General features: G+C 73.5%; 11 protein-coding genes. 5 read left to right on the top strand and 6 right to left on the bottom strand.

Features of this window, described 5'->3' with window-relative positions; translation table 11 throughout:
- Positions 1-51 precede the first annotated feature (51 nt).
- The gene (locus tag ABD241_RS17120) at positions 52-609 is read right to left on the bottom strand and encodes a GNAT family N-acetyltransferase (protein ID WP_344065459.1); all 558 of its coding nucleotides are present in this window, start codon (positions 607-609) and stop codon (positions 52-54) included.
- Between the two features lie 76 nt (positions 610-685).
- Here ABD241_RS17120 and ABD241_RS17125 point away from each other — a divergent pair, with 76 nt between their 5' ends.
- Together ABD241_RS17125 and ABD241_RS17130 are read left to right on the top strand one after the other, a co-directional pair.
- Positions 686-1327 carry a TIGR03085 family metal-binding protein gene (locus ABD241_RS17125; RefSeq protein WP_344065462.1) on the top strand — a complete coding sequence of 214 codons (642 nt, stop codon included), beginning with the start codon at positions 686-688 and terminating at the stop codon, positions 1325-1327.
- A 16-nt stretch (positions 1328-1343) separates the two neighbouring features.
- Complete coding sequence (locus tag ABD241_RS17130; protein ID WP_344065465.1) at positions 1344-2525, top strand: winged helix DNA-binding domain-containing protein; 1182 nt, start codon at positions 1344-1346, stop codon at positions 2523-2525.
- Positions 2526-2614: 89 nt separating this feature from the next.
- Here the strand turns inward: ABD241_RS17130 and hisF are convergent, their stop codons facing one another.
- On the bottom strand, positions 2615-3388 hold the full coding sequence (gene hisF / locus ABD241_RS17135; RefSeq protein WP_344065468.1) for an imidazole glycerol phosphate synthase subunit HisF: 774 nt from the start codon (positions 3386-3388) through the stop codon (positions 2615-2617).
- Between the two features lie 55 nt (positions 3389-3443).
- Here hisF and ABD241_RS17140 point away from each other — a divergent pair, with 55 nt between their 5' ends.
- The 3 genes from ABD241_RS17140 (at position 3444) to ABD241_RS17150 (ending at position 9245) form a co-directional block, all read left to right on the top strand.
- Positions 3444-4028 carry a uridine kinase family protein gene (locus tag ABD241_RS17140; protein WP_344065471.1) on the top strand — a complete coding sequence of 195 codons (585 nt, stop codon included), beginning with the start codon at positions 3444-3446 and terminating at the stop codon, positions 4026-4028.
- 2 nt (positions 4029-4030) lie between these two features.
- Positions 4031-5227: an MFS transporter gene (locus ABD241_RS17145; RefSeq protein WP_344065474.1), complete on the top strand. Its 1197-nt coding sequence runs from the start codon at positions 4031-4033 to the stop codon at positions 5225-5227.
- A gap of 259 nt (positions 5228-5486) precedes the next feature.
- Positions 5487-9245 carry an IPT/TIG domain-containing protein gene (locus tag ABD241_RS17150; RefSeq protein ID WP_344065477.1) on the top strand — a complete coding sequence of 1253 codons (3759 nt, stop codon included), beginning with the start codon at positions 5487-5489 and terminating at the stop codon, positions 9243-9245.
- Positions 9246-9285: 40 nt separating this feature from the next.
- Here ABD241_RS17150 and ABD241_RS17155 read toward each other — a convergent pair whose 3' ends face one another.
- From ABD241_RS17155 to ABD241_RS17170, 4 genes are read right to left on the bottom strand one after another with little or no spacing between them, the layout of a single operon-like run.
- A complete protein-coding gene (locus tag ABD241_RS17155) occupies positions 9286-9807 on the bottom strand; it encodes a flavin reductase family protein (protein WP_344065480.1) in 522 nt (173 codons plus the stop codon).
- Between the two features lie 23 nt (positions 9808-9830).
- Positions 9831-10337 carry a PH domain-containing protein gene (locus tag ABD241_RS17160; protein WP_344065482.1) on the bottom strand — a complete coding sequence of 169 codons (507 nt, stop codon included), beginning with the start codon at positions 10335-10337 and terminating at the stop codon, positions 9831-9833.
- 31 nt (positions 10338-10368) lie between these two features.
- Positions 10369-11214, bottom strand: coding sequence for an ATP phosphoribosyltransferase (gene hisG / locus ABD241_RS17165; RefSeq protein WP_344065485.1), 846 nt, complete (start codon positions 11212-11214; stop codon positions 10369-10371).
- A 14-nt stretch (positions 11215-11228) separates the two neighbouring features.
- On the bottom strand, positions 11229-11492 hold the full coding sequence (locus ABD241_RS17170; protein ID WP_344065489.1) for a phosphoribosyl-ATP diphosphatase: 264 nt from the start codon (positions 11490-11492) through the stop codon (positions 11229-11231).
- Between the last annotated feature and the right edge of the window lie 22 nt (positions 11493-11514).

Genomic DNA, 11514 nt, shown 5'->3' on the forward strand with positions numbered 1-11514 from the left:
GCTCTGCTGCGTGCTCTGCTTTGCCTGCCCTGTGGTCGACCCCTCAGCCTCTCACGGCGTGCCGACACCGCTCGTACCCGGCAGCCCGTCCGGGACGGTGGGGACCCAGTACCGGAGGATGCCGTCGCGCTCGTCGGCGAGCACCCCTCCGCAGGAGGCGATGGTCCTCGCCGACGCCACGTTGGCCACGTCGCAGGTCACGAGCGCCCGCTCGATCCCACGGACGGCTGCGAGCCGGAGCCCCAGGACCAGCGCCGCGCGCGCCACGCCCTGGCGCCGGAACCGCGGCGACACGGCATACCCGATGTGTCCGCCCTCGACGAGCAGCGACGGGGTGAGCGCGTGGCGCACCGCGATGGTGCCCACGACGCATCCGTCGCGGACGACCCAGCGGTTCGACGACGGCACGCGGCCCACGGGTAGCGCCTCGTCGGCGCGCTCCAGGCGACCGAGCCAGTCGACCCACTCCTCGAAGACGTCCGGGTCGCGCAGGACCTCCCGCTGGTCGGGGCGGTAGCCGGAGCCGTGGATCGTCTCACCGGCGAAGTCGTCGACCATCTCCCACCACGACCGCGTCAGGTCGACGGTGGGGCGCACGAGCTCGATCACCGTCCGACCCTAGGCACGACCCGCCTCCCCGGGCCACTGCACTCGGACACGGCACCCGTGCTGCGAGGATGGGCCCATGACCCGCCACGCCCAGTCCGAACGCCTCCGGCTCAGCGACGAGCTCGACCGGCTCGGTCCCGACCTGCCGACTCTCTGCGAGGGCTGGAACACCCGTGACCTCGCTGCGCACCTGGTCATCCGCGAGCGGCGGCCCGACCTCGTGGTCGGGCTCTTCATCCCGTTCCTGTCGGACCGTGCCGAGCGCGAGCAGCGCGCGATCGCCCAGGGCGACTATCCCGCGCTCGTCGACACCTTCCGCCGGGGCGCGCCCGCGTGGAACCCGATGTCACGACCGAAGGTCGACGAGCTGGCCAACCTCGTCGAGTTCTTCGTGCACCACGAGGACGTGCGCCGCGCCCAGCCGGGGTGGGAGCCCCGCGACCTGCCGGCCGCGCTCCAGGGCAAGCTGTGGACCGCGCTCAAGCGCTCGGCCCGGCTCATGTTCCGCAAGTCCGCGACCGGGATCGTGCTCATAGCCGAGGGTCACGGACGGTATGCCGCCAAGCTGCCCGACCACCACGGCACCGTCGTCCTTCGCGGGACTCCCGCCGAGCTGGTGCTGTACGCCTACGGCCGCAAGTCGGTGGCGAGGGTCGAGCTCGGCGGGCACGCCGACGACGTCGCGGCCCTCCAGGAGGCCGAGCTCGGTCTCGGCTGACCCGCGGTGTGACGGCGTGACCGTGCGGCCCGAGCTGACCCGGTTGGCGGTGCTCGGCTGGACGCTGCGACGCCAGCACCTGGCAGAGGGAACCAGCGGCGACGACGTCCTCTCCGTGATCGAGGACCTCCTGGGCCTGCACGCGACGATGACGCTGAGCTCGTACCTGCAGCTGCACGCTCGGACGACGGGTTTCGTTGCAGCGCAGCTCGACTCGCTGCTCGACGAGGGGCGCGCGGCGCGGGTCGGCTGCATGCGGCGCACGTTGTTCATCGAGACCGCCGAGCTCGTCCCGCTGGTCCTGGCTGCCACCCGCTCCCTGTCGCTGCGTGCAGTCCGCTACCTCGAGGCGAACGGACTGACGACCGAGCAGTACTCGTCGCTGGCGGAGCGCATCGTGTCGGCGCTGACCGGACGCGCCATGACGGTGCGCCAGCTGACCGCGGCGATCGGGGCAGACCAGCGACTGTCGCCCGTCGTGACAGTGCTGTGCGACGAGTCGAGGCTGCTGCGCTGGAGGGGCCGGCAGGGATGGCGCAGCGGCCAGCCGGCCTACCGGCGGTTCGACGAGGTGCTCCCCGGCGCGGTGCCCGGCGCCCGGGAGACACCGGGCGCGGTGCGAGAGCTCGTCGCGCGCTACGTCGCGCGCTACGGCCCGGTGACCGAGTCGGACATCACCTGGTGGAGCGGGCTCCGCCGCGTCACCGTGCGCGAAGCCGTTGACGTGTCGACCTCCGCAGGAACCCTCGTCCCCGTGACGGTCCAGGACCTCGACGGCGCCTTCCTGGTCGCGGCGACCGACCTCGAGACGGCCGTGGCCGCTCCCCCGCCGGCCGACGAGGTCTCACTGCTGCCGGTGCTCGACCCGTACCTGCAGAGCCATGCCGACCGGACCCGCTTCGCCGGGCCGGCGCACCTGCCCTACGTCGTCGACCGCGGCGGCAACGCCACGTCGGTGGTGCTCGCCGGTGGGCGGGTCGTCGGCGTCTGGGACCACGTGCGTGAGCCGACGCCCGAGGCCCGGCTCCTGTTCTTCGAGCCACCCGCCGGCGGGCTGCGGCGCCGCGTCGTGCGGGCCGCGGGCGAGCTCGCTGCGTTCCTCACCGGGACCGAGCTCCCGGTGGTCGAGTGCACCCACATGGAGCCCCTGGCGCGGAGCACCGGCGCGTTCCTGTCGCCACTGCGCCATGCGCGCTGACCCGACTGACCCGACTGACCCGACTGACCCGACTGACCCGACTGACCTGACTGACCCGGCGACCCCGGCGTCTGACAGGGCGAGCGCCCTCAGCGGACGGTGACCCCCGCCGCGCGCAGCGCGTCCTTGACCTCACCGACCGTGAGCTCGCCGAAGTGGAAGACGCTCGCGGCCAGCACCGCATCCGCGCCGGCCTCGACGGCCGGCGCGAAGTGCTCGACCCGGCCCGCGCCGCCGCTCGCGATCACCGGCACCGAGACGGCCTCGCGCACGCGGCGGATCAGCTCGAGGTCGAAGCCCTCCTTGGTCCCGTCCGCATCCATCGAGTTGAGCAGGATCTCGCCGGCACCGAGCTCGGCGGCCCGGGCGCACCACTCGACGGCGTCGAGGTCGACGGGCGTGCGTCCGCCGTGGGTCGTCATGACGAACTCGTCGACGGGCCTGCCGTCGTCGCCGATGCGCCGGCGGACGTCTGCCGACAGGACGAGCACCTGGGCGCCGAACCGGCCGGCGATCTCGGAGATGAGCTCCGGCCGCGCGATGGCGGCGGTGTTGACCCCGACCTTGTCGGCGCCGGCCCGCAGCAGTCGGTCGACGTCGTCGACGGTGCGGACACCGCCACCGACGGTGAGCGGGATGAAGACCTGCTCGGCCGTGCGGCGCACGACGTCGTAGGTGGTCTCGCGGTCACCACTGCTCGCGGTGACGTCGAGGAAGGTCAGCTCGTCGACCCCCTGGTCGTCGTAGAGCTTGGCCAGCTCGACCGGGTCGCCGGCGTCACGCAGGTTCTCGAAGTTGACGCCCTTGACGACGCGTCCGGCGTCGACGTCGAGGCAGGCGATGACTCTGGTGGCGACCGGCATGGCGACAAATCTAGGCCAGCGCGCCCCATGCTCCCGCCTCGGTAGGGTCACGCCCATGTGGGACGAGGTGAAGCAGCCGGCGCGGCAGGAGCACGTGGCCGCCGTCGTCGCGCTCGCCCTCGCCGCCCAGCCCGCCTGCGGCCCCGTCGTCGTCGCGCTCGACGGCCCGAGCGGAGCCGGCAAGACGACCCTGGCGCGCGGGGTCGCGAGCGCGCTCGAGCCGGCCGGCCCGGTGGCCGTCCTGCACCTGGACCACCTCTACCCGGGCTGGGACGGGCTCGCGCAGGCGCCCGCCCTCCTCGCCACACAGGTGCTCGAGCCCCTCGCCCGAGGGCAGCGGGCGGCATACCGGATCTGGAGCTGGGTGCGCGACGAGTGGGCGGGCACCCGCGAGGTGCCGCCGTGCCGCTACCTCGTCGTCGACGGGTGCGGTTCCAGCGTCGGGCCGGCGAGGGCGTATGCCGCCGTGACCGTCTTCGTGGATGCCGACCCCGCGCAGCGGATGCGTCGCGGGCTCGAGCGCGACGGGGAGACCTACCGGCCGCACTGGCAGCGCTGGGCCGACCAGGAGGCCGCGCTGTTCGCGGCGGACCGGACCAGGGAGCGTGCAGACCTGCTCCTCGACACATCTACCCTCTGACGGTGCCCGAACGCGACCGTGTGATCCGACCGCTCCCGCCCGTCTGGGTCATGGCGGTGGCCCTCGTGGCCGTCGCAGCGAACCTGCGGATCGCGATCACGAGCATCCCGCCGCTGCTCGACGCGATCTCCGCCGACCTCGGCCTCAGCCACGCCGCCGCCGGTGCCCTGACCACCCTGCCGGTCCTGTGCATGGGGCTCTTCGCGCCCGTCGCCAGTCGGATCGCCCACCACCTCGGAGCCGCCGGCGCGGTCCTCGGCGCCGTCCTCGCCATCCTCGTCGGCACGGCCAGCCGGCTGGCCGGTGGCAACGTCGTCGTGCTCTACGTCGGCACCTTCGTCTGCGGCGTCGGCATCGCGGTTGCGGGCACCCTGCTCCCCCGGCTCGTCAAGACGTTCTTCCCGCCGGAGCGGACCGGGCTCATCACCGGTCTCTACATGCTGGCCATGATGGGCGGAGCCGCCCTCAGCTCGGCGGTCGCCGTGCCGCTCGCCGACCTGCTCGGCAGCTGGCAGGCCTCGCTCGCCTCGTGGTCGGTGGTCGCCCTCGTCGGCGTCCTCGCGTGGGCGCCCTTCACCGCGCGGGCCAACCCCCACCACACGCCGGACGAGGAAGGACCCGGCCGGCTGCCGTGGCGGCACCCGACAGCCTGGCTCGTCGCCACCTACCTCGCACTGCAGTCCTGGTGCTTCTACTCGGCCGTGACGTGGCTGGCCCCCACCTACGTCGAGAACGGCTGGTCCCGCAGCTCGGCCGGCTACCTCGCCGCAGCCTTCAGCGGCGCCCAGCTCGTCTCCGGGATGCTCGGCCCGGTCCTCAGCGACCGTGCCGACGACATGCGCCGGCTGCTCCTGCCCGCGGCGGCACTCAGCGTCGTCGGATCCCTCGGCATCTGGCTCGTACCGCTCACGGCACCCTGGCTCTGGGCCGTCGTCGCGGGGCTCGGCCAGGGCGCGGCCTTCTCGCTCGCCCTCGTCCTGCTCGTGCGCTACGCCCGCACCCCCGAGGCGAGCGGCCGGCTGACCGGCATGGCCTTCCTCATCTCCTACGGCATCGCCTCCATCGGCCCCCTCGCGATGGGGTTCGTGCGCGACGTCGGCGGTGGACTGCCCATCGTGTGGGCCATCCTCGCAGCGGTCGGCGTGCTCCAGGGCCTCGTCGTGCTGCGCCTCAGGCCCGACCTGCGTCGCGTCGACTGACACCTTCGGCCACACCTGGCTCGGGGCGGGCCGCCGCCGATGCCGCTCGCGCCGTCACACCTCGCCCGGCTCCCGGAGCGCCCTCCTGCGAATTGCTCTGCCTCCGACCAATTGGGGCAAACCGCGTACAAAGTCCGGTTTGTCTGGGCAAGATGCTCGGCGGACGTGCTGACTGCAAGGAGATCGACCAATGCTGCCTGGGCCCACCCCCGCCGATACCCGTGACCATCGTGCGCAAGGACCCGGCGCAGGGAGGGTCGTGGCAGCACTCGTCGCCCTCGCCCTGCTCGCTGGCGTGCCGGGGCTGACGGCGGCGTCCACGGCCACGGCAGCCGCGCTCCCCGTCCCCACCACCGTCAGCCTCTCGGTCGTCGCCGGGCCCATCCGGGGCGGGACCACGGTCGACCTCAGCGGCACGGGAGTGGGCGCCACGACGAAGGTGTGGTTCGGCACGACTGCCGTCACCCGGATCACGAAGGTCTCCACCACCAGGGTCCGCGTCGTCACCCCGGCCCATCCCGCAGGTGTCACCGACGTCCGGGTCACGACCCCTGCCGGTACCTCACCGGTCTCGTCGCGCTCCACGTTCGCGTTCGACCCCGTCCCGTCCGTGTCGGGGCTGTCGGTGCGCAGCGCGACGACCCGCGGCGGTGTCGCCGTGACGATCACCGGCACGGCCCTCTCACGGGCGACCGCGGCGCTGTTCGGCACCACTCCCGCGACGAACCTGACCCGCCTGTCCTCGACCCAGCTGCGGGTCACGGCGCCCGCCCACGCGGCCGGCGCCGTGGACCTCCGGGTGACCACACCCGGCGGCACCTCCGCCGTCACCGCGGCCGACCGGTTCACCTTCACCGTGCCGCCGGTGGTCGCGCCGCCCACCCTCACGGCTCTCTCGGCCACCGCCGGACCCGCCGCCGGCGGCGCCGTCGTCACGATCACAGGGACCCGCCTGACGGGCGCCAGCTCCGTCTACTTCGGCACGACGGCGACGACGCGCTTCACCGTGCTCTCGGCCACACAGATGCGAGTGACCACGCCGGCCCACCCGACCGGCGTCGTGGACGTGCGCGTACGCACGGCAGGCGGCACCTCCGCCGTCAGCACCGCGGACCGGTATGCGTATGAAGCGGTTCCGACCGTGACCCGCGTCTCCCCCGCGTCCGGGTCCACCGCCGGCGGCACGGTGGTCACGCTGACCGGGACGTCGCTGAGCCGCGCCACGACGGTCCGGTTCGGTGCCGCCACCGCGACCGGTCTCGTCCGCGTCTCGCCGACCACGCTTCGTGTCACCAGCCCGACCGGCCTCGTCGGCACGGTGGACGTGCGGGTGGTCACGCCCGGCGGTACCTCGCCGACCACCGCCGCCCGCTTCACCTACCAGGCGCCCCCGGCCGTCACCTCGCTGTCGACCCCCGCCGGGCCGGTCCAGGGCGGCACCGTCGTGACCGTCACCGGTTCCGGCTTCGGCGGCGCGAGCCGAGTGACCTTCGGCGCCACCCCGGCCACCTTCACGGTGCTCTCGCCGACGACGATCCGTGCCGTCGCCCCGGCGCACGCGGCCGGTGGCGTCCCAGTGACCGTGACGACGCCCTACGGGACCTCCCTCGCGAGCGGCGCCAGCGCGTACGCCTACGACGCGGTCCCCACGATCACCTCGCTCTCGCCCGCGACCGGACCGCGCACTGGAGGCACCGTCGTCACGCTGACGGGCACGGGCCTCACCCGCGCGTCCGCGGTCCGCTTCGGCGCGACGACGACGACCGACGTCGTGCGGGTGTCTTCGACGACGCTGCGCGTCACGGCCCCGGCCCACGCCACGGGTCCCGTCGACGTCGTGGTGACGACGCCGGGCGGCACCTCCGCCGCCACCCCCGCCACGCGCTACGCCTACGGCCGTCCGCCGGTCGTGTCCGGGCTGTCCGTGACGGCGGGACCCGTGACCGGCGGCACCGTGGTCACCATCACCGGCACCGACCTCGCGGAGGCGACCCAGGTCCGCTTCGGCTCGGTGCCCGCCACCGGCATCGTGCGGGTGTCGGACACCACCCTGCGGGTCACCGCGCCCGCCCAGCCCGAGGGCACCGTGGCGGTCCGCGTGACGAACGCCAACGGCACGAGCCCCGAGGCCACCGTCGGCCGCTACACCTACGTCGGCGTCCCCGCGGTGACCTCCCTCTCGACGCCGGCCGGCCCGCTCGGCGGCACCGTCGTCACCGTGACGGGCACGCGCCTCGGGCTCGCCACGGTCGTCACCTTCGGCGGGGTCCCCGCCACCGGCCTGGTCCGCGTCTCCGACACGAGCCTGCGCGTGACGGCGCCCGCCCACGTGGCCGGCTCCGTCGACGTACGCGTGACCACGCCCGGCGGCATCTCACCCGTCGTCGCCGGAGGGCAGTTCACCTACCAGCCGGTGCCCACGCTGACGGCGATCTCGCCGACGCTCGCCCCCACCAAGGGCGGTGGCGTCGTGACCCTGACCGGCACGGCATACGACCGCGTGGCGTCGGTGACCTTCGGCGGCGTCCCCGCGACGGCCGTCACGCGACTCTCGGCCACCCAGCTGCGGGTCACCCTGCCGGCCCACGCCGAGGGCGACGTCGACGTCCGGGTGACGACGCCCGGTGGCACCTCCGCCGTCGTGCCGGCGGGGCGCTTCACCTTCCAGGACGCCCCGGTGGTCGCCTCGGTCTCGCCGGCCTCCGGCCCTCTCGCCGGCGGCACCGTCGTCACGCTGAGGGGCACCTCGTTCACGTCGGTCTCCGCGGTCAGGATCGGGGGTGTGGCCGCCACGTCGTTCACCCGCGTGTCGGCGACCCAGCTGACGGCCGTCGTGCCCGCCCGCGCGGCCACCGGCGTGGTCTCGGTCCAGGTCACCACCCGGGCGGGCACCGGGACCAACGCCACCGGCTTCACGTACCTCGCCGGCGCCGTGCTCCGGCCCGGGCAGACGCTCTCGCCCGCGACCGCCCTTCGCTCGCCCGCCGGCGGCTACACCGCCACGATGCAGTCGGACGGCAACCTCGTCGTCGCGACCTCCGCGGGCACCCGTCTCTGGGCCAGCGGCACGGCCGGCGCCGGCAACCGCCTGGGCGTTCGGCCGGACGGCAACCTCGTCATCCTGCGCGTCGACGGCACCGTGGCCTGGTCGAGTGGCACGAACGGCTGGACCGGCGCGGTGGCCACGCTCGCCGACTCGGGCCAGCTCCAGGTGCGACAGGGCGCGACGACGGTGTGGGACCACCGCGGCGTGCGCTACGACCGCCTGCTCCCGGGCCAGGCGCTGCGGCCGGGTGAGTCGCTCGTCGCCGCAGGCTCCGCCGGGATCCTGCTCATGCGCACCGACGGCAACCTCGTCCTCAGCTCCTCCTCGGGGGTGCGCCAGTGGGCGACGTTCACGTCCGGGGCCGGCAACACGGCGACCATGCAGACCGACGGCAACTTCGTCGTGCGCAGCTCGGCCGGTGCGGTGAGATGGGCGACGTGGACCAGCGGCTCGGGGTCCGTGGTGCGCGTCCTCGGGACCGCCAACTTCGCGGTCTACTCGGGCTCGACCGTCACGTGGGCCATCACCGGCGGCCCGGCCCCCACCGGCTGGGGCTGCTACTCGCGCGCGACGCAGGACTGCATCACGCGGTTCGGCTACTACGGACAGCGGGTGTGGGGCTACCCCGTCGACGCCTGGGGCAACAACTGCACGAACTTCTCCGCCTACCGCCTGGCCCGGGACGGCGTGGCCAACCCCGGCAACCTCGGCAACGCGGCTACCTGGGACGACTACGCGCGGGCCAAGGGCTTCGTCGTCGACCAGCGACCGCGCGTCGGTGACGTCGCGCAGTGGAACTCCAACCACGTGGCCTACGTCGACTGGGTCAGCTCCGACGGCAACACCATCGCGATCTCCGAGAGCGGCTACGGCGGCACCGTGCTGGGCAAGACCTACACCTCGATGAGCGGTCGTCGGATCCTGGCGCGCGGCAGCTACTCCTGGCCGTCGAACTTCATCCACTTCCGCTGAGGGCGGCCCCACTGGGGCGGGGCGGCGGAGCGTGCGCCGCTCAGCCCCAGTAGTCGTCCATGGGCTCGGCGCCGGCCTCGCCGTCGTCGGCTCCCGAGGGCGTACGTCGTTCGGTGACGGTGAACCGGCCACGGTAGAAGAGCATGGGACGCCCCGACTCGCCGTCCTCCAGGTCGAGGACGCGCCCGACGACGACGTCGTGGTCCCCTGCGACGTGGACCTGCTCGACGGAGCAGTGGATGCGCATGAGGACTCCCGGCAGACTCGGGCCGCCGTGCGCGGAGCCGGCCCACTCCAGTCCCTCGAAGCGCGCACCGCCTGAGGAGCCGAACCGGGCGATCAGCTCACGCTGGTCGTGCCGGAGCACGTTGACGGTGAAGCGGCCCTGCTCGCGCATGCGCGGCCACGAGCGGCCCCGGTGGTCGGCGCAGAACAGCACGAGCGGCGGGTGCAGCGACACCGAGGCGAAGGACTGGCACGCGAACCCGACCGGTGCGCCGTCCTCGGCGAAGCCCGTCACGATGGTCACGCCGGTCGCGAAGTGGCCGAGGGCGTGGCGCATGCGCTCCGGCGTCGGCTCGCCCGTCACCCGAGGCCCTGCCGGTCGTCGGGCTCGGCCGCCTCGCCGAAGGCCTGGACGAGTGCCGCCAGCCGCGAGGCCTCACGGCCCGCGACGGGCCCGTCCGCCTTCTGGATGGCCATGACCGCGACGGTGTCGCCGTCCTCGAGGTCGAGGCTCACCCAGGGCTCGCCCCCACCGAACTGGATCCGCACGATCTCGGGCCACTGCAGGGTCCGGGTCAGCACGAGGTTGCGCACGACGAGACCGGACCGGCTGGGCACGGCCACGATGGAGGCGTAGCGCCACGCGATGAAGGCGATGACCACCCCGAGGCCGAAGAACATCAGCCCGTCGCCCGGGCCCCACCCCGCCTCGCCCTGCGTCGACATGACGACGGCGATGGCACCGAAGACGACCAGTGACGCCCACATCGCCCCGAGGGCGACGGCCCGGCCGCGGCGCGACCGGAAGGGCGCGAGCGCGTCGGGGGCCGACGTGGCACCCGACCCCGCTGCCGGGCTCCGGCTCACCACGTCACCGCCGTGACCCGAGGTCGGGGCCTCACAGGCGGCAGGCCGCGATGTCGGTGACGAGGATCGCCCGGGCACCGAGGTCGTAGAGCTCGTCCATGAGCCGGTTGCGGCCGATCCTCGGGACCATCGCGCGCACGGCGACCCACGCCTCGTCCTGCATCGGCGACACGGTCGGCGACTCCAGGCCCGGCGTCAGCTCGCACGCCTTGTCGACGAGGTCCTTCGGGCAGTCGTAGTCGAGCATGACGTAGGTCCGGGCGGTGATGACGCCCGCGATGCGGCGCTGGAGCACCTCGATGGCCAGGTCCTCACCGGGCCGGTCGCCACGGATGAGAACGGCCTCCGAGCGCAGGATGGGCTCGCCGAAGACCTCGAGCCCCTGCTGGCGCAGGGTGGTGCCGGTCTCGACGACGTCGGCGATGCAGTCGGCGACACCCAGGGTGATCGCCGTCTCGACGGCGCCGTCGAGACGGACGACCTCCGCCGACAGCCCACGCGATGCGAGGTCGGCGCGGACGAGACCGGCATACGACGTGGCGACCCGCTTGCCGGCGATGTCCTCGACGGTGCCCACGTGGCCGGGCTTGCCGGCATACCGGAAGGTGGACGCGCCGTAGCCGAGGGTCATGACCTCGACGGCGCCCGAACCGGAGTCGAGCAGCAGGTCCCGCCCGGTGACGCCGGCGTCGACGGTGCCCGAGCCGACGTAGACGGCGATGTCGCGGGGGCGCAGGTAGAAGAACTCGACCTCGTTCTCGGCGTCGGTGACGACGAGCTCCTTGCTGTCGCGACGGGTGCGGTAGCCCGCCTCACGCAGCAGCTCGACGGTGGCGTCGGACAGGGAACCCTTGTTGGGCACGGCGATTCGCAGCATGGCGGTGGAGGTCCTCAGAGGTGGGAGTAGACGTCGTCGAGCGAGATGCCCTTGGCGAGCATGAGGACCTGCAGATGGTAGAGCAGCTGGCTGATCTCCTCGGCGGCCTCGTCGTTCGACTGGTACTCGGCGGCCATCCACACCTCGGCCGCCTCCTCCACGATCTTCTTGCCGATCGCGTGGACACCGGCGTCGAGCTGCGCGACGGTCCCCGATCCCTCGGGTCGCGTCCGGGCCTTCTCGGCCAGCTCGGCATACAGCTGCTCAAAGCTCTTCACGGTGCCACAGCCTACGGGCCGC

Source organism: Terrabacter lapilli, from assembly GCF_039531305.1.
Lineage (GTDB): Bacteria > Actinomycetota > Actinomycetes > Actinomycetales > Dermatophilaceae > Terrabacter > Terrabacter lapilli.

What these genes read in the sequence shown, in the direction of transcription:
- hisF (WP_344065468.1), bottom strand. Translation starts at nt 3,388, where the DNA reads ATGCCGGTCGCCACCAGAGTCATCGCCTGCCTCGACGTCGACGCCGGA.
- ABD241_RS17140 (WP_344065471.1), top strand. Translation starts at nt 3,444, where the DNA reads ATGTGGGACGAGGTGAAGCAGCCGGCGCGGCAGGAGCACGTGGCCGCC.
- ABD241_RS17125 (WP_344065462.1), top strand. Translation starts at nt 686, where the DNA reads ATGACCCGCCACGCCCAGTCCGAACGCCTCCGGCTCAGCGACGAGCTC.
- hisG (WP_344065485.1), bottom strand. Translation starts at nt 11,214, where the DNA reads ATGCTGCGAATCGCCGTGCCCAACAAGGGTTCCCTGTCCGACGCCACC.
- ABD241_RS17155 (WP_344065480.1), bottom strand. Translation starts at nt 9,807, where the DNA reads ATGCGCCACGCCCTCGGCCACTTCGCGACCGGCGTGACCATCGTGACG.